Genomic DNA, 20,403 nt, shown 5'->3' with positions numbered 1-20,403 from the left:
TGGAGGATCGGCCGCCAATTCTTTTGGGAGGAAATCATGAAATTCTTCAAACTCGCGCTCGGCGCGACGGCATTGACGGCTGTCCTGCTGTCGTCGCCAGTGATGGCTCAGGACAAGGGCTTTGTGGGCATCGCGATGCCCACGCAATCGTCGGCACGCTGGATTTCCGACGGCAACTCGATGGTCGAGCAGTTCAAGGAAGCCGGCTACGAGACCGATCTGCAATATGCGGAAGACGACATTCCAAACCAGCTCGCCCAGATCGAGAACATGATCACAAAGGGTGTGAACGTGCTCGTCATCGCGGCGATCGACGGCACGACCCTATCAAACGCGCTCGCGAATGCCGATGCCGCGGGCATCGAGGTCATCGCCTATGACCGCCTGATCCGCGACAGCGAGCATGTCGACTATTACGCGACGTTCGACAACTTTAAGGTCGGCGTACAGCAGGCCGAAACGCTCGTTGCCGGGTTGAAGGAACGCTTTCCTGACGTGAAACCATGGAATGTCGAGCTGTTCGGCGGCTCGCCGGACGACAACAACGCCTTCTTCTTCTACGATGGCGGCATGTCGGTGCTTCAGCCGATGATCGACGCCGGCGATATTGTCATCAAGTCGGGACAGACCGGCATGCAGACGGTCGGCACCTTGCGCTGGGACGGCTCGGTCGCCCAGGCACGCATGGATAATCTTTTGTCGGCCAACTACACCGACGATCAGGTCCATGGCGTGCTGTCGCCCTATGACGGCCTGTCCATCGGCATTCTGTCCTCGCTCAAGGGCGTCGGCTACGGGTCCGGCGACATGAAGATGCCGATCGTCTCGGGCCAGGACGCCGAAGTGCCGTCGGTCAAGTCGATCCTGGCCGGCGAGCAGTATTCGACGATCTTCAAGGATACGCGTGAGCTTGCCCGTGTCACGGTCGGCATGGTGGAAGCCGTTCTCAACGACGGCGAGCCGGAGATCAACGACACGAAGACCTACAACAACGGCGTGAAGATCGTGCCGTCCTATCTTCTCGAGCCGGTACCGGTCACCGAGGCGAACTGGCGCGAGGTGCTGGTCGACAGCGGCTACTACAAGGCCGACCAGATCGAATAGCCTCTTCCCGACTGGCGGGTGGGCACGGACCCGCCCGCCATTCTTGTCTTTCGCCATAGCCGGCGCTGAGACAGGCTGTGAGAACGGCACGGACGATCATGAATACCATTCTTGAAATGCGCGGCATCACCAAGGAATTTCCCGGTGTGAAGGCGCTCGACAATGTGAGCTTCAAGGTCAGGCGCGGCGAAATCCATGCGCTCGTCGGCGAGAATGGCGCCGGCAAATCGACGCTCATGAAGGTTCTTTCCGGCGTTTACCCGCACGGAAAATATGACGGCGACATCGTCTATGACGGCGAGACGAAAGCCTTTTCGGGCATCGCGGACAGCGAACGCGACGGCATCATCATCATCCACCAGGAACTCGCACTCGTACCGCTCCTGTCGATTGCCGAAAACATCTTCCTCGGCAACGAGTGCGCGACGCGCGGCGTCATCGACTGGCGCGAGACCAACCGGCGCACCGCGGAGCTTCTCGCCCGCGTCGGGTTGACGGAAAAGCCCGAAACCAAGGTGATGCATCTCGGCCTTGGCAAGCAACAGCTCGTCGAAATCGCCAAGGCGCTGTCCAAGGAAGTCAAACTCCTCATCCTCGATGAACCGACGTCGTCGCTCAACGAGACCGACAGCGACGCGCTGCTCGAACTTCTCGCGGAACTGCGCGAACGCGGGATTTCATCGATCCTGATTTCCCACAAGCTCAACGAGGTTTCGAAGGTTGCGGATACGATTACCGTGCTGCGCGACGGAACGGCGGTCAGCACGCTCGATTGCGTCGGCGGCGTCGTGCGCGAAGACGACATCATCCGCGACATGGTGGGACGCCCCCTCTCCGACCGCTATCCTCCGCGCGAGCCGAAGATCGGCAAGACCGTGATGGAAGTCAGGAACTGGACGGTCCACCATCCCATCGACGGCGAGCGCAAGGTCGTGGACGACGTTAGCTTCACGCTTCGAGAAGGCGAGGTGCTTGGCATCGCCGGTCTCATGGGTGCCGGGCGCACGGAACTCGCCATGAGCCTTTTCGGCCGATCCTACGGGAAAGCGATCAGCGGCGAGGCTTTCATCGGCGGCAATAAGGTCGATCTCTCAACCGTTCCGCGCGCCATCGATGCGGGCCTTGCCTACGCCACCGAAGACCGCAAGACCTACGGGCTGGTGCTCGACCAGACGATCCGCCGCAACGTTCCGCTCGCCAACCTTCAAGCGATCGCCAATGGCGGCGTGATCGACAAGCACCGCGAGAGCGTCATTGCGGAAGACTACCGCAAGCGCGTCAACATCAGGAGCTCGTCGATCGAGCAGATCGCGCTCAATCTGTCGGGCGGCAACCAGCAGAAGGTCGTCCTGTCGAAGTGGCTGTTCGCAGACCCCAACATCCTGATCCTCGACGAACCGACGCGCGGCATCGATGTCGGCGCCAAATTCGAGATCTACACGATCATCCGCGACCTGGCGGCGTCCGGCAAATCGCTGATCGTCATCTCGTCCGAAATGCCCGAACTGCTCGGCATCACCGACCGCCTCTACGTCATGAACAAGGGGCGTTTCGTCGGCGAATTGCCGTCGGCAACCGCAACACAGGAAAAGATCATGTCGATGATCATCAAGGCAGGCGGATAGGCCTATGGATCAGACCGTCACGCCCCGTGCCGAAAAGACGACACACCGGATTTCCGGCACGCACTTCCTGCGCAACAACATGCGCGAATACGGCATCCTGATCGCCCTCGTGGTGATCATGGCGTTCTTCCAGTTCGCCACCAATGGTATTCTCCTGCGTCCGGTGAACCTCACCAATCTGATCCTCCAGAACAGCTACATCGTCATCATGGCGGTGGGCATGCTGCTGGTCATCGTGTCGGGTCACATCGACCTGTCGGTAGGCTCGGTGCTCGGCTTCGTCGGCGCGCTTGCCGCCGTCATGATCGTGCAATGGAACATGAATTTCGTCGTCGCGGCGATCCTGTGTCTCGCCGTCGGCGCGGCGATCGGTGCGGCACAAGGCTTCTGGATCGCCTACTACAAGATACCGTCCTTCATCGTGACGCTTGCGGGCATGCTGGTCTTCAAGGGCCTGACTTTGTGGATGCTCGCCGGGCAGTCCGTCGGTCCGTTCCCGCCGACCTTCCAGCTCATCGCGTCGGGCTTCGTGCCGGATATCTTTGGCGGTGACGGCATCAACATCTTCTCGCTCGTCGCGGGCATCGCTGTTGCCACGCTGCTGCTCTATCTCGCCGTGCGCGGCAGACGGCAGGAGCAGAAGCGCGGCATCGTGGAAGAACCCTTCGCGATCTTCGCGGTCAAGAATGCCCTCATCTTCGTGGCGCTCGTCTACATGAGCTATCTCATGGCGTCGTTCCGTGGTCTGCCGAACGTCTTCATCGTCATGGCGCTCCTGATCGCGGTCTATTCCTTCGTTGCCAATCGCACGACGATCGGCCGGCGCATCTATGCGATCGGCGGCAACGAGAAGGCCGCGAAGCTTTCGGGCATCCGCACGGAACGGCTCGTCTTCCTGACCTTCGCCAATATGGGCATGCTTGCGGCGCTGGCCGGCCTCGTCTTCGCGGCCCGTCTCAACACCGCTACCCCGAAAGCCGGCCTGTCGTTCGAGCTCGACGTGATCGCGGCCGTCTTTATCGGCGGCGCGTCCATGTCGGGCGGCGTGGGCACGATCGTCGGCGCGGTCATCGGTGCCTTCATCATGGGCGTGATGAACAACGGCATGTCGATCCTCGGGATCGGCATCGACTACCAGCAGGTCATCAAGGGTCTCGTGCTGCTCGCGGCCGTGATCTTCGATGTCTACAACAAGAACAAGGCGTGAGGACCGGACGAATGCTGCTCTCCCAGATCAGGAAACCGGACGGCACGATCGCCGTCGTCGCACGCGAAGGCAAGGAAGCCTACGAAGTGAGGGGGGCTGCGAGCGTCTACGCGCTTGCGCTTCACTGCTCGGATACGCAGGGCGCCAGCCTAGCGAAACACATCGGAAGCCTCGGCTTCGGCGCGGCCGTCGATCTCGAACAGGCATATGAGGAAGGGCGATTGCTGTCGCCGATTCATCACCCGGATCCGGCCCATCTGCACCTGACCGGGACCGGGCTCACGCATCTTGGCTCGGCCGCGACACGCGACGCGATGCACCAGAAAGCCACGCAGGCGGAGGAGAGCCTGACGGATTCCATGCGGATGTTCCGCATGGGGCTGGAAAGAGGCAAGCCCGAAAATGGGACGGCGGGCGTGCAGCCAGAGTGGTTCTACAAGGGAAACGGGGCGACCGTGGCCGCGCCCGGAGCCGCCCTGTCTTCACCCGCCTTCGCGGATGATGCCGGAGAGGAGCCGGAGATTGCCGGCATCTACGTTATCGGTGCGGACGGCACGCCGTTCCGTCTCGGCTTTGCGCTATCCAACGAATTCTCCGACCACGTCATGGAGCGGCAGAACTATCTCTATCTGGCGCACTCGAAGTTGCGTCCGGCATCGTTCGGCCCGGAAATCCGCATTGGCGCCCTGCCCGAAGACATTCGCGGCACGTCGCGCATCAGGCGCACCGGCAAGGTGATCTTCGAGAAGCCATTCCTGTCGGGCGAAGCGAACATGTCGCATTCGATCGCCAACCTCGAACACCACCATTTCAAATACGGGTTGTTTCGCCAGCCGGGCGATGTCCACGTCCACATGTTCGGCACCGCCACCTTGTCGTTCGCCGATGGCATCAGGACCGAGCCGGGTGACGAATTCGAAATCGAGGCGCCGGGCTTCGGCCTCCCGCTCCGCAACCCCCTTGCCGTTGAAAATACGGCTCACCAGTCGAGCCGCGTTGCAGTTCATGCGCTCTGATCGGGCGCGCCCAGAGGCTTTTCAGACATGACATTCCAGAAGGCCGACTGGCCGCGAAAGCTCCGTTCTCACGAATGGTATGGCGGCACGTCGCGCGACCACATCTACCATCGCTCCTGGATGAAGAACCAGGGACTGCCCGCCGATCTGTTCGACGGCCGGCCGGTGATCGGCATCTGCAACACGTGGTCGGAACTCACGCCGTGCAACGCGCATCTGCGTGATCTGGCCCAACGGGTGAAGCACGGCATCTACGAGGCGGGCGGCCTGCCGGTTGAATTCCCGGTCTTCTCCACGGGCGAAAGCTCGCTGCGCCCGTCCGCCATGATGTATCGAAACCTCGCGGCGATGGATGTCGAGGAAGCGTTACGCGCCAATCCGCTCGACGGTGTCGTGCTGCTCGTCGGCTGCGACAAGACCACGCCGGCGCTTTTGATGGGCGCGGCAAGCGTCGACATTCCGGCCATTGCCGTGTCCGGCGGTCCGATGCTCAATGGCTGGTTCCGCGGCAACCGCGTCGGCTCCGGCACCGCGCTCTGGCAGATGTCGGAAGACATCAAGGCCGGCAAGATGAGCACGGAGGATTTCCTGGACGCCGAACAGGCCATGTCGCGCAGTCCCGGTTCGTGCAACACGATGGGCACGGCATCGACGATGGCGTCGATGACCGAAGCGCTCGGCATGGCGCTCTCCGGCAACGCGGCGATCCCGGCGGTCGACAGCCGTCGGCGCGTGATGGCGCATCTGACTGGCCGGCGGATCGTCCAGATGGTCAAGGACGACCTGAAACCGTCCGACATCATGACCAAGCCCGCCTTCGAGAATGCGATCCGCACCAATGGAGCGATCGGCGGCTCGACGAACGCGGTTATCCACCTGCTTGCGATCGCTGGACGCGTCGGCGTGGACCTGACGCTGGACGATTGGGACCGGCTCGGCCGGGATATCCCCACGATCGTCAATTTGATGCCCTCCGGACAGTACCTGATGGAGGAATTCTTTTATGCGGGTGGGTTGCCGGTGGTCATCAAGCATCTCGGGGAAGCCGGGTTGCTGAACCGCGATACGATCACGGTGTCCGGCGAAACCGTCTGGGACGAGGTCAAGGATGCGCGCAACTGGAACGCGGACGTGATCCTGCCGGTCGAAAAGGCGCTGACACAGCATGGCGGAATTGCCGTCCTCAAGGGCAATCTGGCGCCGAATGGCGCGGTGCTGAAGCCCTCCGCCGCGAGCCCGCATCTCCTTACGCATCGCGGCCGCGCCGTCGTTTTCGAGGACATCGACGACTACAAGGCCCGGATCAATGACGATGCGCTCGATATCGACGAGACCTGCGTCATGGTCATGAAGAACTGCGGGCCGAAGGGTTATCCGGGCATGCCCGAGGTCGGGAATATGGGCTTGCCGCCGAAGGTGCTGAAAAAGGGCATCAAGGACATGGTGCGCATTTCCGATGCGCGGATGTCAGGCACCGCTTACGGGACCGTAATCCTGCACACGTCGCCCGAAGCCGCTGTCGGCGGGCCGCTGGCGATCGTTCGAACGGGCGATTTCATCGAAGTGGATGTGCCCAACCGCAAGCTGCATCTGGATGTGCCCGAAGCGGAGATCGCAGATCGACTGGCGCAGTGGGCATCGCCCGTCGAGGAGCCGGCCGGCGGTTACGCCAAGCTGTTCCACGCCCATGTGCAAGGTGCGGACACCGGCGCGGATTTCGACTTCCTGAAAGGCCACCGTGGAAAGGCCGTGCCCCGTGACAGTCACTGACATTGCAATCGTCGGCGTCGGCAAGATCGCGCGCGACCAGCATTTGCCATCCATCGGGCGATCCGACGCGTTCCGCCTTGCCGCCGCGGTCAGCCGCAACGCAAAGGTCGACGGCGTCGAGACTTTCGAGACGATCGATGCGTTGCTGGCGGCTCGCCCCGACATCGCTGCGGTTGCGCTCTGCATGCCGCCCCAATCGCGTTTCGCAGCGGCGTGGGCTGCACTGTCCGCCGGCAAGCACGTCATGCTGGAAAAGCCGCCCGGCGCGACCATCGCGGAAGTTCAGGCGCTCACCCGCCTGGCCGAAGACAAGAATCTGACGCTTTTCGCCACCTGGCATTCACGCTTCGCCCATGCCGTGCCCGAGGCGAAGGCCTGGCTTGCGTCGCGTTCGATCACGTCCGTAAGCATCGTCTGGAAGGAGGATGTCCGCCGCTGGCATCCCGGCCAGGAGTGGATCTGGCAGCCGGGCGGGCTCGGCGTCTTCGATCCCGGCATCAACGCCCTGTCGATCCTGACTGAGATCATGCCCCACCCGGTCCACGTCATTGCTGCGGAACTCGATTTTCCCGAGGGCCGCGACGCGCCGATCGCAGCCCGCATCGATTTCGCCGATCATCAGGGAGCGGCGATGACGGCCGATTTCGACTGGCGCCAGACCGGGCCTCAGACATGGGACATCACCATCGAAACCGACGCCGGGACACTGAAATTGTCGTCAGGCGGGGCGGAACTCGCAATCGACGGAAAGCTCGTCTCCAAAGGCGAGGACCGGGAGTATGACGGGCTCTACGCACGTTTCGCAGACCTGATCGCGCGGGGCGAGAGCGAGGCGGACATCGCCCCGCTGATTCACGTCGCCGACGCCTTCATGTTCGGCCGGCGCGTGGTGGCGGACCGCTTCGATATGTAGCTTCGGCCCAAATAGCCGCAATTCATCGATGTGTTGGCCAGCTCGATTTGCCCGGGCGGCCTTTCATGCTATGGCGCGCGCATTCTCCTGTTCCCAAAAGAGTTCAGCCTTTATGTCCGCACCCCGCGTCAGCTTTGTGAGTCTCGGTTGTCCGAAGGCCCTGGTGGATTCCGAGCGCATCATCACGCGCCTTCGAGCCGAGGGCTACGAGATATCCCGCAAGCACGATGGCGCGGATCTTGTGGTGGTGAACACCTGCGGTTTTCTGGATTCGGCGCGCGACGAGTCGCTGCAGGCGATCGGCTCCGCGATGTCGGAGAACGGCCGCGTCATCGTCACCGGCTGCCTTGGTGCCGAGCCGGACGTCATTCGCGCCAAGCATCCCAACGTGCTCGCGATCACCGGCCCTCAGGCCTATGAAAGTGTGATGAGCGCGGTCCATGAGGCCGCACCGCCCATGCACGAACCCTATCTGGACCTGATCCCGCCACAGGGCGTGAAGCTGACGCCACGTCACTACGCCTATCTGAAGATTTCGGAGGGCTGCAACAACCGCTGCTCGTTCTGCATCATCCCGGCACTACGGGGTGATTTGGTGTCACGACCTGTCGGCGACGTGCTGCGCGAGGCGGAAAAGCTGGTGAATGCCGGCGTCAAGGAAATCCTCGTCATCTCGCAGGACACGTCGGCCTATGGCGTCGATATCAAGTACCAGACCAGCCAGTGGCAGGATCGCGACGTCCGCGCGAAATTCTACGACCTGTCCAAAGAACTGGGTGACATGGGTGTGTGGGTGCGCATGCACTACGTCTACCCCTACCCCCATGTCGACGAGGTGATCCCGCTGATGGCCGACGGCAAGATCCTGCCCTACCTCGATATTCCCTTCCAGCACGCTTCGCCGTCGGTTCTGAAATCGATGCGCCGCCCCGCCCATCAGGAAAAGACACTGGATCGCGTCCGCGCCTGGCGCGAGGTCTGTCCCGATCTGGCCCTACGTTCCACGTTCATCGTCGGATTTCCCGGTGAGACCGAGGATGATTTCGAGATGCTCCTCGACTGGACCGATGACGCGAAGATCGACCGTGCCGGTTGCTTCAAATACGAGCCAGTGAAGGGTGCGCGGTCCAACGATCTCGGCCTTGCCGAAGTGCCCGAGGAGATCAAGGACGTGCGCTGGCGCCGCTTCATGGAGCGCCAGCAAAAGGTATCCGCGTCACTCCTGAAGAAGAAGGTCGGCAAGCGCCTGCCCGTCATCATCGATGAAGCGAACGGCTTGTCGGCCAAGGGCCGCACCAAATACGACGCGCCCGAGATCGACGGCAACGTCCATTTCGATTCCCGCAGGCCGCTCAAGGTCGGTGACATCGTCACGGTCAAGATCGACCGCGCCGATGCCTACGACCTCTACGGGACTGCCGTCTGATCAGCCCGCCTGCCCGGCGAACTGCTTCTGGAAGAACGGCGTCTTCATCGCCATGTCCTGGTCTTTGCCGGCGGCACGAAGATTGGCCGGGCGGTCCTTCACGCGGTCCATATAGGCGCGGAACGAGGGGCGTTCGGGCAGCGCTTTCATCATGTCCATCGTGTAGCCGATCCCGGACGCGAGTTGCGTGTCGGCAGCCGTGAAGCGGTCGCCGGCCGCAAAGGGCCGCTCCGTCAGCACGCGGTCGAGATAGTCGATCGCTTCCTCGGCGAGGCCGAACGAAAAGCGATTGCTTTCGTATGTCCAGCCCTGCACCTGCGCTGACAGAGCCGGATCGAAGACCGCGTCACAATAGACCAGCATGGTGAGGTACGGACCACGCATCGGATCGCCGATCTTCGGCGCAAGCTCCGCATTCGGGAAGGCGTCGGCGAGATAGGTGGTGATGGCGGCCCGCTCGGTGATGACGACGCCGTCATGCTCGATCGCCGGCACCTTCTTGCTTGGCTGGATAAGCCTGTACTCTTCGGGAACGCCGCCCTCCTGACGGATATCGATCTCGACGAGGTCATAGTCGGCGCCAAGCTCCTCTAGAAGCCACAAGATCCCCGACGAGCGCGACCACGGGGCGTGATAGAATTTGAGCATGACCAGTATCCTCTCTTGATCTTGAGGAACTGTAGCAGGCGGCTCCTGACAGCAAACTGTCAGGAGAAACGGGACCGTTGCGCAAAAAAGAAGGGCGCCACGTGGGCGCCCATCTCGATTTCGCTATCTCGCAAACTTACTGCGGCAACTGGTCGTCCACGCCTTCGACATAGAAGTTCAGGCCGAGCAGAACGCCGTCCTCGGCGACTTCGCCGTCCTTCAGCCATTCGGTTCCGTCCTGCTTCTTGATCGGTCCGGTGAAGGGGTTGAACTCGCCGGACTTGATCTTCGCCTCGGTCTCTTCGGCGAGCTTCTTCACGTCGTCGGGCATGTTCAGGTAGGGTGCCATCACGACGTGGCCTTCGGCCATTCCGCCCCAGACATCGTGCTGTTCCCACGTACCGTCGATGACCGCCTTCACGCGCTCGACGTAATACGGGCCCCAATCGTCGATGATCGAGGTCAACTGGGTTTCCGGACCGAACTTGATCATGTCCGAAGCCTGGCCGAACGCCTTGATTCCGCGCTCGGCCGCGACCTGCATCGGGCCGGTCGAGTCGGTGTGCTGCGTGATGATATCGACGCCCTGGTCGATCAGCGCCTTGGCTGCGTCCGCTTCCTTGCCGGGATCGAACCAGGTGTTCGCCCACACCACCTTGACCTTGAAGTCTGGGTTCACCGACTGCGCGCCGAGCACGAACGCGTTGATACCCATGACGACTTCCGGGATCGGGAAGGAAGCGATGTAGCCCGCCACGCCCTTTTCCGACATCTTCGCGGCGATCACGCCCTGTACGTAGCGGCCTTCGTGGAACTTGGAATTGTAGGTCGAGACGTTCGCATGTTCACGCTTGTAACCGGTCGCGTGCTCGAACTTCACATCCGGAAATTTGCCGGCGACCTTGTTGGTCGGGTCCATGTAGCCGAAGGACGTCGTGAAGATGATGTCGCAACCCGATCGCGCGAGGCGCTCGAGCGAGCGCTCGGCGTCGGCGCTTTCCGGCACGCTTTCCAGATAGGAGGTCTCGACGGCATCGCCGAGCGTCTCCTCAACTTCGAGCAGGCCCTGATGATGCTGGTAGGACCAGCCGAAATCGCCTGTCGGGCCGATATAGATCCAGCAGGCCTTGGTCTTGTCCTGCGCGCTGGCGGCGCCGGGCAGCAGGATCGCTGCCGAAGCGGCCAGGGCAAAGAGCAGTTTTTTCATTGTGTTCTTCCTCTGTTGAGATTTCGAAGGGGGCTCATCCCATCTTGTGATTCTTGACTAGCGATCAGGAACAAACGGCCGCCCCAGAGATGCCGGTGTGTTCACCAATGTCAGTCGCCTGTTCCGCGAAATTAGAACGAGAACGATAATGGTCGCCAGATAGGGAAGCGCAGAAAGCAGTTGAGAAGGAATCGGCCAGCCCAGCGCCTGCGCATGAAGCTGCCCGATCGTCACCGCACCGAAGAGGTAGGCTCCCGCCAGAACGCGCCACGGCCGCCACGACGCGAAGACGACCAGCGCCAGCGCGATCCATCCACGGCCGGCACTCATGCCTTCCACCCATTGCGGCACGTAGACGAGAGCGAGATACGCCCCCGCCAACCCCGAACAGGCGCCGCCGAACATCACCGCGAGATAGCGGATGCCGATGACGTTGATGCCGAGCGCATGGGCGGATGCGTGGTTGTCGCCCACCGAGCGCAGCGTCAGCCCCGCGCGCGTGTAGAACAGGAACCACGCCACGCCGGCGGTGAGGAGCAGAGATATGTAGAAGATCGGATCCTGGCCAAAGAGCATTCGCCCGACATAGGGCAGGTCCGTCAGATACGGGATGTAGAGGGACGCCATGCGCACACCGGGCAGCCCGACGAAGCCTTCGCCGATCATGGCCGACAGCCCCAGGCCGAGAAGCGTGAGCGCCAGACCCGTCGCCACCTGATTGGTCACCAGCGTCAATGTCAGGAACGCGAAGAGCAGCGAAAACAGCGCGCCGACGAGGATCGCGGCGAAGACGCCGAGCCATGCCGAACCGGTCGCAAGCGCGACGCCGAAGCCCGTCACCGCGCCCATGATCATCATGCCTTCGACGCCCAGATTGAGGACGCCGGAGCGTTCGGTCACCAGTTCGCCCATGGCCGCGATCAGCAGCGGGGTCGCGGCGGTGGCGATGGTGATGAAAATCGCCTCATACATGGGAGGTCTCCCCCGCCGCATTGGCGTGCGGGCGCACGAGCCGGATCTGGTAGTGAATGAGCGTGTCGCAGGCCAGCACGAAGAACAGGATCATGCCCTGGAAAGCGCGAACCACCTTGTCCGACAGGCCGACCGAAATCTGCGCCGCCTCGCCGCCGAGATAGGTGAGTGCCAGAACCAGGCCCGCCGCAACGATGCCGAGCGGGTTCAGTCGCCCGAGAAACGCCACGATGATCGCGGTGAAGCCGTAGCCGGGCGAGAATGTCGGGCGAAGCTGCCCGATCGCGCCGGATACTTCGGCAATGCCCGCGAGACCGGCCATGCCGCCTGAGACAAGGAACGCGAAGATCACCATTCGCCCGGCGGAGAAGCCTGCAAAGCGCCCTGCCCGCGGGCTTTGGCCGATCACCTTGACCTCGAAGCCCTTCAGCGTCTTCGACAGCATGAACCAGACGACGACGGCCAGCACCAACGCAAAGACGAAACCCCAATGCGCGCGGCCCGATGCCGACCAGATTTCCGGCAGGATCGCATAGTCGTGGAACGTCCGGGTCTCCGGGAAATTAAACCCTTCCGGATTGCGCCACGGGCCTCGCACCAGCCAGTCGAGGAAGAGCTGCGCCACATAGACAAGCATCAGGCTCGTCAGGATTTCGTTGGTGTTGAATCGCACCTTGAGAAACGCCGGAATTGCGGCGTAGGCAGCACCGCCCGCAATGCCCATCAGCATCATCAGCGGGAGGACGTACCAGCCTTGGAAATCGGGAAAGAGGACCGGGAGCGTCGAGCCCACCACCGCGCCGATGATGAACTGGCCTTCGGCGCCGATGTTCCAGTTGTTCGACAGGAAGCAGACCGAAAGACCGACCGCGATCAGGATCAAAGGCGCTGCCTTGATCGCCAGTTCATGCAGCGACCACTCCTCCATCAGCGGATCGATGAAGTAGTAGTAGAGCGTCGTCGCGGGGTTCTTGCCAAGCAGCATGAACAGGATCGCGCCTGCGATGATCGTCAGACCGAATGCGAGGAACGGCGAAAGCGCGCTGAAGAGCCTGGATTGTTGCGGACGCTTGACGATTTCGAGACGCATCAGGCTGCCTGGTCCTTGTGCGCCATACCCGCCCCGCCGGCTCCGCCCATCAACAGGCCGATCCGCTCGAGCGTGGCTTCCGCAACTGGAATGGGCGACGAGAGTTGCCCATCGTGCATCACGGCGATGGCGTCGGACATCTCGAAGAGTTCGTCCAGATCCTGGCTGATCACCAGCACCGCCGAGCCGGAGCGCGCGAGGTCGATGAGGGCCTGCCTGATATGTGCCGCCGCCCCTGCGTCAACGCCCCAGGTCGGCTGGTTGACCACCATCACGACCGGTTTGCGATCGAGTTCCCGTCCGACGATGAATTTCTGGAGGTTTCCGCCCGACAACGCCGCCGCCTCTGGATCTTCGGCACTCTTGCGCACGTCCATGTCGGACGAAATGCGCTTGGCGGCGGAAGACAGCGCGGCGGTGCGGATCAACCCCATCCCGCCGAGAAATGCCTTGGCGTCCGTCTTGAAGCGCGACAGCAGCAGGTTCTCCGACAGGCGCATGCGCGGCGCGGCGCCATGACCGATCCGCTCTTCGGGGACAAAGGCTGCGCCAAGCAGCCTGCGCTGCGTGATCGTCAGCTTTCCCGCATCCTTGCCGCGAAACCGGATCACGTCGGCTTTTGCCTGGATCGCCTCGCCGGATACCGCTTCGAAGAACTCACCCTGGCCGTTTCCGGCAACGCCCGCGATCCCGACCACTTCGCCCGCATTCACCGTCAGCCGGATGTCGCGCAGCGGGATGGAGAAAGGCGTCGCCGGCGGGCGGGTCAGGCCGCGAATTTCCAGCATCGGGGTCCGCTCGCTGGTGACGGGAGCCTCGCGGTGGACCTGCTGCACCTCATTGCCCACCATCATGCGGGCGAGCGAGGCCGCCGTCTCCTTGCGCGGATCGCAGTGATCCACAACCTTGCCATGCCGCAGCACGGTCGCGCGATCGCAAAGCCGCTTCACCTCTTCCAGACGGTGCGAGATGTAAAGGATTGATTTTCCTTCCGAACGAAGCCTTTCGAGCGTTTCGAAAAGCTTGTCGGCCTCCTGCGGCGTCAGCACAGACGTCGGCTCGTCCAGGATGATCAGCTCGGGTTCCTGCAGAAGGCAGCGGATGATCTCGATGCGCTGGCGCTCGCCGACCGAAAGGTCCCCCACCAGCGCATAAGGATCGAGCGGGAGCCCGTAGGTGACGGAAAGCTGCCGTGCGCGCGCGGCGATCTCGTTGATCGTCGTATCGTCGTCGAGCGAGAGCATGATGTTCTCGGCGGCAGTCAGCGCCTCGAACAAGGAGAAGTGCTGGAAAACCATGCCGATGCCGAGCTTGCGTGCCTGGGCGGGGCTTGAAATCGTGACCGTCTCGCCCTTCCAGACGATGTCGCCGGACGCGGGTTCGAGCGAACCGAACAGCATCTTGACCAGCGTCGACTTGCCGGCGCCGTTCTCGCCCAGCAACGCATGGATTTCGCCCTTCTCGATCGTCAGGTCGATCGAGTCGCAGGCCTTCAGCGTGCCGAATATCTTCGTCAGGCCGCGAACATCGAGCAGATCGCGACGCGGAGTCACGCGTGTTTCGTCCACTACGCCCCCATTGAGTCAGATTTTGTTTTTGTTCCCTGAAACATCGTAGGCGCGCTACGGCGATGGTGCAAATGCGCGCCCAGCTTGAAAGTGCTTCAAGATTTTCAACGCAAACTCATGGAATGAGGATCGTGGTGCCCGTCGTGCGCCGTGCTTCCAGATCCGCATGCGCCTGCGCGACATCCTTCAGGGCATAACGCTGGTTGATGAGAATCTTCACCGCGCCTGATCCCACGACGTCGAACAGAGCGGCGGAGGACTCTTCGAGCTCCGCGCGCTTGGCGATGTACTGGAACAAGGTCGGGCGCGTCGCGTAAAGCGATCCCTTCTGCGACAGGAGGGCGAGGTTGAAAGGCGGGATGGGCCCCGACGACTGGCCGAACGTCACGAACATGCCGCGCGACCGCAGGCAGTTCAGCGATCCCTCGAAGGTGTCCTTGCCGACGGAATCGTAGACGACATCGCACAGTTTGCCGCTGGTGATCTCCTTCACGCGGGCTGCGAAGTCCTCTTCGGCATAGTTGATGACGTGCTCGTAGCCATTCGCTTTCGCGAGTTCGGCCTTCGCCGCCGATCCGACCGTTCCGATGAGCGTGACGCCCAGCTTGCGGGCCCACTGGCCGAAGATCAGGCCGACGCCGCCCGCCGCCGCGTGATAGAGGACGGTGTCGCCCGCCTTCACCGGATAGGTGCGCCGGAGCAAATATTCCGCCGTCATGCCCTTCAGCATCATCGCTGCGGCGTCCTCGTCGCTCACCGCGCCGGGCACCTTCACCAGCTTTTCCGCCGGGATCAGCCGTTCCTCGCAATAGGCGCCGAGCGGCGTGGTGTAGGCGACACGATCGCCTTTCTTGAGAAAGGTCACCCCGTCCCCGACAGCCTCCACGATTCCTGCCGCCTCGCCGCCGGGAACAAGCGGAAGTCCGTTCGGCGCGGGATAGAGCCCGCTGCGATAGTAGGTGTCGAGAAAATTCAATCCGATCGCCGTGTGGCGGATGCGAACTTCGCCCCCGCCCGGCGCACCAACTTCGACATCCTCATAGCGCAGCATGTCTGGTCCACCATGTTGGTGGATCATAACGGCTTTCGACATGTCAGGCCTTCCTCAGTCCAAGTGTTGGGAACAGCTGCATGACGCCGCCGATCACGAAGAGATAGATGCTGGTGATGCCGACGCCCACCTGCACGGGCAAGGATGCCTGCATGCCTTGCGCCAGCGCAGCACAGGAAAAGGCGCACCAAGCCAGAAAGACGCCGAGGTTCAACGGTCTCAGGCGTTTCACCCGCACCGGGTGCAGGAAATTGATGGGCACGAAGGACAGGATCGCCGCCACGACCACGACCGCGAAGGACACATACTCGCCGGTCTGGAGCACGAAAAGCGCGAAGACCAGCATGTTCCAGACGACGGGGAAGCCCTTGAAGAAGTTCTCCTTCGTCTTCATCCCGACGTCCGCGTAGTAGATCGCGCTCGACACGACGATGATCGCTGCCGAGAGAAACGACAGCCCCTCGCCCATGAAGCCGCTCTGATAGAGCGCGAAGGCGGGGATCAGAACATAGGTGACGTAGTCGATGATGTTGTCGAGGAGTTCGCCCGACCATGTCGGCAGCACTTCCTTGACCTCGAGCTTGCGCGCGATGGGGCCGTCGATGCCGTCGACGAAGAGAGCCAGCCCGAGCCAAAGGAACATGGCGGTCCATTGCTTTTCGGCGGCTGCCACGAGCGACAGGAATGCCAGGAACGAGCCCGAAGCCGTCAGCAGATGAACGGAAAAGGCACGAGCCTGCGGCCACGTGACCTTCTTGCGCGGGCGCGGAATACGCTCGGAGAGCTTTCGGCGCGTCACACCCTTCCTCACGGCCGGCGTCCGCACGTCCGCAGGATACGCGGGGCGCGTCCGAATTCTCGCAGGGCTTGCGGCACTGTCACACTGTCATTCCCGATCGACCACTCGGCTTGCGCCATCCGTACTCCTCCGAAACGCCGAAACTACAGGCAGCCGCTTCGCCTGCACAAGCGCTATAGCGCTCGCCTGGGGCTGAGATCGACCACCCGTCCCGGTTTTCAACAAGCGGTAGCATGAAACCGGATGGCGCGCCTCGCAAGGCGCGGCCTTGTCGCAACGGAGAGAGATCGAATGTGTTCCTGTCCGTTATGCGGTTATCGGGACGCTCAGGAGCCGTTTCCGGCATCGACAACACCGCGCAATGGGCCAATTCGACACGTTGATCAGGTAGCGAGATCGCCCCTATATGAGTGCCGTCGACGCAACCATGTGGTGGCGCTTGAGGAGACCCGGGATGACGCGTGAGTACGATATCATCGTAGCTGGTTCAGGTCCCGTGGGTCTGATGGCCGCGCTGTTGCTTGGCCGGAGCGGTTTGCTCGTCCTGCTGGCGGGTCCCGATGTGAACCTCTCCGATCGCAGGACGACGGCGCTCATGAAACCGTCGCTGAACTTCCTCGAACGGCTCGATGTGCTCGATGATGTGCGAACGCATGCCGCGCCGCTGCGGGTGATGCGGATCGCGGATGCGACGCAGCGCCTGTTGCGCAGCCCCGTCGTGACCTTCCGCGCGGCCGAAATCGACGAGGACGAGTTCGGCCTCAACATCCCGAATGCGCGCCTGCTCGACGTCCTGGCTCACGCGGTCGATTCAACGCCCGGCGTCGAGTGGCGCAAGACGATGATCGCACATTGGGAACCGGGCGAGCATGAGATCGTGGGGCGTCTGTCCGATGGCGATTCAGTCACGGCGAAGCTTGCGGTCGCCGCCGACGGCCGTCTGTCGCCGGCGCGCGAAGCGGCCGGCATCGCGGTGCGCACGAAAGAGAGCAGGCAAGCGGCGCTGGTCCTGACGTTCACGCATACGCGGCCTCACGACGATATTTCGACCGAGTTTCACACCGAGGACGGTCCGTTCACGCAGGTTCCCCTGCCCGGCAACCGGTCGAGCCTCGTCTGGGTTACGCGGCCGGAGCGAGCCAAGGAGCTTTCCGGATTGGACGATGCCGCCCTTGCTCGTCTCATCGAAGAACGCATGCAATCGATGCTTGGCCGCATCGAGGTTGAGGCCGGCCGTCAGGTCTATCCCTTGAGTTCCGCTTTGCCCGACCGGTTCGCGGCGCGGCGCGTGGCGCTGGTCGGTGAGGCGGCGCACATCTTCCCGCCGATCGGCGCGCAGGGCCTCAATCTGGGTATCCGCGATCTGGAAAGCCTAGATGCGATCTTGGCCCGGCATGTCGGCGACCCCGGAGCCCCCGACGCGCTGAGCGCCTATGACCGCAGCAGGCGTCCCGACATTCTGGCGCGCGCATCCGCGGTCGACCTGCTCAACCGGTCGCTTCTCTCCGACATGCTGCCTGTCCAGGCCGCACGCGCAGGCGGCCTTGCCCTGCTCGGCGCGCTGCCCCCGCTTCGCGCGCTCTTCATGCGCGAAGGCCTGCGGACCGGAAGCGGATTTGGAAGCCTGTTCGCCGCGTCAGGGAAATAGGTCGGGCGGCAGGATGCCCGACTTGATCAGATACAAAAGCGCAGTCACCGTGCCGACGGACAAAAGCGTGGTGACGAGAACGCTCGCCGACGCCCGCTGAACCCAGACGCCATATTGCTGGGCGATCACGAACACGTTCGTGGCCGTTGGCAGTGCGGCAAGCAGAACGGCCGAAAACACCCACACTTCGGAAAAATTGCCGATCGCGCTGAGCACGACGTAGCACAGGATCGGGTGAACGATCAGCTTGAGCGCGGCGATCGGCGCCAATTCGAGCGGCATCCGTTGCAGCGGACGCAGCGCCAAGGTCACGCCCATTGCAAAGAGCGCGCAGGGCGCCGCTGCCTGCGCCAGATACTCCAGAAGCCGCGCTATCGGTGCTGGCGGTTCGAATTGCGCCCATGCCGCAACCACGCCGATCGCGGTCGCGATGATGAACGGGTGAAGCGCGATGCGCTTGACCACGCCGATGGCGAGTTGCATGGGCGATGCCTTCTCGCCGCCCGCCAGAGCCATCATCGTCGGCGCCACAGCGAAGTGGACGATGTTCTCGAAGCAGAAGATGAGCGCCACCGGAACCGCGGCCTCCGGCCCGAAGGCGAGCAAAGCCAGACCTGGCCCCATATAGCCGATATTGCCATAGGCGGCGGCAAGGCCCTGGATCGTGCTTTCGGCGATCGCGCCGCGCGAGACGACAAGTGCGCCGACGAACATGATCGTGAAGACGATGTAGGTCGAAAACACGACACCGAAAATGTAGCGCCATTCGGTCAGTTGCTCGATCGGCGTGCGCGCCAGAAGCTGGAAGAACAGCGCAGGCAGGGCAATATAGATGATGAAAATGTTCATCCAGCCGAGCGCTTCGATCGGCTGCTTCGATATCCGGGCAGCCAGGGCGCCCAGGAAAATCATGCCGAAGAAGGGCAGAACGAGCCCGAAAATGTCTGCCATGTTTGCTCGAAATCTTGGACGAAACCGGCTGAAAGCTACGAAGACAGTTCGCGGCTAACTGTTCCGTGATGTGACGTCAAGTTGGGGAAGGATTGAATTGTGCGCTGCAATGCGCCAAATAGGGCTCAAGGTACAGGCGCATGCGTGAAGCAAAACTAGCGAAGTTTCGAATTGGTCAGGTGGTCCGGCACCGGCTTTTCCCGTTCAGAGGTGTCATCTTCGACGTTGACCCCGAGTTCGCGAACACCGAGGAATGGTACGACGCCATCCCTGCCGAAGTGCGGCCCCGCAGGGACCAGCCATTCTATCATCTGCTCGCCGAGAACGACGAGACGGAGTATGTGGCATATGTGTCCGAGCAGAACCTGCTCGACGACAGTTCGGGCGAACCGGTGCGGCATCCTCAACTCGCAGAGTTCTTCGAGAAAACGAGCGATGGCCACTACGCGCCCAAGGGCCGCGCGCAGCACTAGTCCAAGATATCCAGACACATCGCGCATAACAAAAAGGCGGGCCTCGCAGCCCGCCTTTTTCAATTCCTATGAAGGTGGGCTTAGTTGCCCTGCTTCGCCTTTTCCTGCTCTTCCTTGAGCTTGCGCGCGAAATCGTCGGTGTTCTTGCTGACGAAATCCTGGATCTGGCGCTGGCGATCCTCGATGTCGGCCTGCTGGAGCGGCTCACCGTCGAACGCATTGGTGAAGCCGGCGAGCGTTACCTTGATCGGGTTCGGCTGGTTCTGGAAGTTGACCGAGGTCAGCGTGATCTCGGAGCCGCGCTTGAAGGATGCAACGAGCTGGTCGGTCAGAGCGCCTTCGGCAATGCAGCGATCCGGAAGACAGATCATGTAATCCACCTTCTGCACCTGGCCGCCGTCGATCTGGAGGCCGATGCCGGGAGGCATCATGCGGCCGGTCGGCACGGTGACCTGAAACACCTTGCGGTTGACCTTGCCCTTGACCTCGATGAGGCTGACGCCGGTCAGAAGCTGGCCGCTGTCTGCGACCATGATGTTCTGGACGTTGCAGATATCCACGTCTTCCTGCTTGCTGCAGGCCTTGAACCAGCCTTCCGGCAGGCTCTGCTGCGACTGCTGCTGCGCTGACACAGGGGTAATGGCGCTCGCGGCGATGCCGAGGGCTCCGGCGGCCAGAATGGAAAGTCGGGTCGCGTTGGTCTTCCGGCGGTTCATAGGGTCGTTGTCCTCTCAAATTGAGCTGCGACGCTGCGCTGGCGGTTGATCCGCTACTGCTGAGCAAATGCGGCGACAGAATGGCTCTCGCGCGCCTGTTACACCGCGTTGGGCCGCAAATCCAGACCTCCCGGCGAATTTCAACCTATATGGCACGCGGGATTCCTGTCTCTCGGGGCCCATGTTAGGGTAAGTCGAATCATCCCCGAATGCCATCGT

18 protein-coding genes are annotated in these 20,403 nt (G+C 62.3%); 9 read left to right on the top strand and 9 right to left on the bottom strand.

The genetic code is table 11. The annotated features are described in order from the left end of the window. The first annotated feature begins 36 nt into the window (after positions 1 to 36). From chvE to rimO, 7 genes are all read left to right on the top strand, one after another. Positions 37 to 1,104: a multiple monosaccharide ABC transporter substrate-binding protein gene (chvE, locus tag AAFN55_RS11665; RefSeq protein WP_347798998.1), complete on the top strand. Its 1,068-nt coding sequence runs from the start codon at positions 37 to 39 to the stop codon at positions 1,102 to 1,104. 95 nt (positions 1,105 to 1,199) lie between these two features. Continuing rightward, a complete protein-coding gene (gene mmsA / locus AAFN55_RS11660) occupies positions 1,200 to 2,729 on the top strand; it encodes a multiple monosaccharide ABC transporter ATP-binding protein (RefSeq protein WP_347800248.1) in 1,530 nt (509 codons plus the stop codon). A 4-nt stretch (positions 2,730 to 2,733) separates the two neighbouring features. Continuing rightward, entirely contained in the window at positions 2,734 to 3,936 is a 1,203-nt protein-coding gene (gene mmsB / locus AAFN55_RS11655; RefSeq protein ID WP_347798997.1) for a multiple monosaccharide ABC transporter permease, read from the top strand. Positions 3,937 to 3,947: 11 nt separating this feature from the next. After that, a complete protein-coding gene (araD1, locus tag AAFN55_RS11650) occupies positions 3,948 to 4,952 on the top strand; it encodes an AraD1 family protein (protein WP_347798996.1) in 1,005 nt (334 codons plus the stop codon). A gap of 27 nt (positions 4,953 to 4,979) precedes the next feature. Next, on the top strand, positions 4,980 to 6,722 hold the full coding sequence (araD, locus tag AAFN55_RS11645) for an L-arabinonate dehydratase (protein WP_347798995.1): 1,743 nt from the start codon (positions 4,980 to 4,982) through the stop codon (positions 6,720 to 6,722). Beyond that, positions 6,709 to 7,635: a Gfo/Idh/MocA family oxidoreductase gene (locus tag AAFN55_RS11640; RefSeq protein ID WP_347798994.1), complete on the top strand. Its 927-nt coding sequence runs from the start codon at positions 6,709 to 6,711 to the stop codon at positions 7,633 to 7,635. The genes araD and AAFN55_RS11640 overlap by 14 nt, the downstream gene beginning before the upstream one ends. Before the next feature lie 112 nt (positions 7,636 to 7,747). Next, positions 7,748 to 9,061, top strand: coding sequence for a 30S ribosomal protein S12 methylthiotransferase RimO (gene rimO, locus AAFN55_RS11635; protein WP_347798993.1), 1,314 nt, complete (start codon positions 7,748 to 7,750; stop codon positions 9,059 to 9,061). On the opposite strand, the gene AAFN55_RS11630 is transcribed toward rimO, so the two are convergent. The 7 genes from AAFN55_RS11630 to pcsA form a co-directional block, all read right to left on the bottom strand. Beyond that, positions 9,062 to 9,709: a glutathione S-transferase gene (locus AAFN55_RS11630; protein ID WP_347798992.1), complete on the bottom strand. Its 648-nt coding sequence runs from the start codon at positions 9,707 to 9,709 to the stop codon at positions 9,062 to 9,064. Positions 9,710 to 9,845: 136 nt separating this feature from the next. Further along, complete coding sequence (locus tag AAFN55_RS11625; RefSeq protein WP_347798991.1) at positions 9,846 to 10,916, bottom strand: BMP family ABC transporter substrate-binding protein; 1,071 nt, start codon at positions 10,914 to 10,916, stop codon at positions 9,846 to 9,848. Positions 10,917 to 10,973: 57 nt separating this feature from the next. Beyond that, positions 10,974 to 11,888 carry an ABC transporter permease gene (locus tag AAFN55_RS11620; protein ID WP_347798990.1) on the bottom strand — a complete coding sequence of 305 codons (915 nt, stop codon included), beginning with the start codon at positions 11,886 to 11,888 and terminating at the stop codon, positions 10,974 to 10,976. Further along, positions 11,881 to 12,978 (bottom strand): ABC transporter permease, encoded by a 1,098-nt coding sequence (locus tag AAFN55_RS11615; RefSeq protein ID WP_347798989.1) that lies wholly within the window; start codon positions 12,976 to 12,978, stop codon positions 11,881 to 11,883. Before AAFN55_RS11615 ends, AAFN55_RS11620 begins: the two co-directional genes overlap by 8 nt. Next, positions 12,978 to 14,531: an ABC transporter ATP-binding protein gene (locus AAFN55_RS11610; protein ID WP_347798988.1), complete on the bottom strand. Its 1,554-nt coding sequence runs from the start codon at positions 14,529 to 14,531 to the stop codon at positions 12,978 to 12,980. Before AAFN55_RS11610 ends, AAFN55_RS11615 begins: the two co-directional genes overlap by 1 nt. 130 nt (positions 14,532 to 14,661) lie before the next feature. Then, positions 14,662 to 15,639: a quinone oxidoreductase gene (locus AAFN55_RS11605; RefSeq protein WP_347798987.1), complete on the bottom strand. Its 978-nt coding sequence runs from the start codon at positions 15,637 to 15,639 to the stop codon at positions 14,662 to 14,664. A 1-nt stretch (position 15,640) separates the two neighbouring features. After that, entirely contained in the window at positions 15,641 to 16,396 is a 756-nt protein-coding gene (gene pcsA, locus AAFN55_RS11600; RefSeq protein ID WP_347798986.1) for a phosphatidylcholine synthase, read from the bottom strand. Between the two features lie 454 nt (positions 16,397 to 16,850). On the opposite strand from pcsA, the gene AAFN55_RS11595 reads away from it, so the two are divergent. Continuing rightward, positions 16,851 to 18,044: a UbiH/UbiF family hydroxylase gene (locus AAFN55_RS11595; protein ID WP_347798985.1), complete on the top strand. Its 1,194-nt coding sequence runs from the start codon at positions 16,851 to 16,853 to the stop codon at positions 18,042 to 18,044. Here AAFN55_RS11595 and AAFN55_RS11590 read toward each other — a convergent pair. Continuing rightward, positions 18,033 to 18,995, bottom strand: coding sequence for an AEC family transporter (locus AAFN55_RS11590; protein ID WP_347798984.1), 963 nt, complete (start codon positions 18,993 to 18,995; stop codon positions 18,033 to 18,035). The two genes, AAFN55_RS11595 and AAFN55_RS11590, sit on opposite strands and share 12 nt — an antisense overlap. 140 nt (positions 18,996 to 19,135) lie before the next feature. On the opposite strand from AAFN55_RS11590, the gene hspQ reads away from it, so the two are divergent. Next, positions 19,136 to 19,468: a heat shock protein HspQ gene (hspQ, locus tag AAFN55_RS11585; RefSeq protein ID WP_347798983.1), complete on the top strand. Its 333-nt coding sequence runs from the start codon at positions 19,136 to 19,138 to the stop codon at positions 19,466 to 19,468. 80 nt (positions 19,469 to 19,548) lie between these two features. Here hspQ and AAFN55_RS11580 read toward each other — a convergent pair whose 3' ends face one another. Beyond that, the gene (locus tag AAFN55_RS11580; RefSeq protein WP_347798982.1) at positions 19,549 to 20,184 is read right to left on the bottom strand and encodes an invasion associated locus B family protein; all 636 of its coding nucleotides are present in this window, start codon (positions 20,182 to 20,184) and stop codon (positions 19,549 to 19,551) included. Between the last annotated feature and the right edge of the window lie 219 nt (positions 20,185 to 20,403).

Source organism: Mesorhizobium sp. CAU 1732 (genome assembly GCF_039888675.1).
Classification (GTDB): domain Bacteria; phylum Pseudomonadota; class Alphaproteobacteria; order Rhizobiales; family Rhizobiaceae; genus Aerobium.
This window is presented reverse-complemented; position numbering and strand designations above follow the sequence as displayed.

Bases quoted from the DNA above. Each gene is read 5' to 3' on its own strand.
- AAFN55_RS11605 (WP_347798987.1), bottom strand. From the start codon at position 15,639: ATGTCGAAAGCCGTTATGATCCACCAACATGGTGGACCAGACATGCTG.
- araD (WP_347798995.1), top strand. From the start codon at position 4,980: ATGACATTCCAGAAGGCCGACTGGCCGCGAAAGCTCCGTTCTCACGAA.
- rimO (WP_347798993.1), top strand. From the start codon at position 7,748: ATGTCCGCACCCCGCGTCAGCTTTGTGAGTCTCGGTTGTCCGAAGGCC.
- chvE (WP_347798998.1), top strand. From the start codon at position 37: ATGAAATTCTTCAAACTCGCGCTCGGCGCGACGGCATTGACGGCTGTC.
- AAFN55_RS11625 (WP_347798991.1), bottom strand. From the start codon at position 10,916: ATGAAAAAACTGCTCTTTGCCCTGGCCGCTTCGGCAGCGATCCTGCTG.
- AAFN55_RS11620 (WP_347798990.1), bottom strand. From the start codon at position 11,888: ATGTATGAGGCGATTTTCATCACCATCGCCACCGCCGCGACCCCGCTG.
- araD1 (WP_347798996.1), top strand. From the start codon at position 3,948: ATGCTGCTCTCCCAGATCAGGAAACCGGACGGCACGATCGCCGTCGTC.
- AAFN55_RS11595 (WP_347798985.1), top strand. From the start codon at position 16,851: ATGACGCGTGAGTACGATATCATCGTAGCTGGTTCAGGTCCCGTGGGT.
- AAFN55_RS11590 (WP_347798984.1), bottom strand. From the start codon at position 18,995: ATGGCAGACATTTTCGGGCTCGTTCTGCCCTTCTTCGGCATGATTTTC.
- AAFN55_RS11615 (WP_347798989.1), bottom strand. From the start codon at position 12,978: ATGCGTCTCGAAATCGTCAAGCGTCCGCAACAATCCAGGCTCTTCAGC.
- hspQ (WP_347798983.1), top strand. From the start codon at position 19,136: ATGCGTGAAGCAAAACTAGCGAAGTTTCGAATTGGTCAGGTGGTCCGG.
- AAFN55_RS11630 (WP_347798992.1), bottom strand. From the start codon at position 9,709: ATGCTCAAATTCTATCACGCCCCGTGGTCGCGCTCGTCGGGGATCTTG.
- AAFN55_RS11580 (WP_347798982.1), bottom strand. From the start codon at position 20,184: ATGAACCGCCGGAAGACCAACGCGACCCGACTTTCCATTCTGGCCGCC.
- mmsB (WP_347798997.1), top strand. From the start codon at position 2,734: ATGGATCAGACCGTCACGCCCCGTGCCGAAAAGACGACACACCGGATT.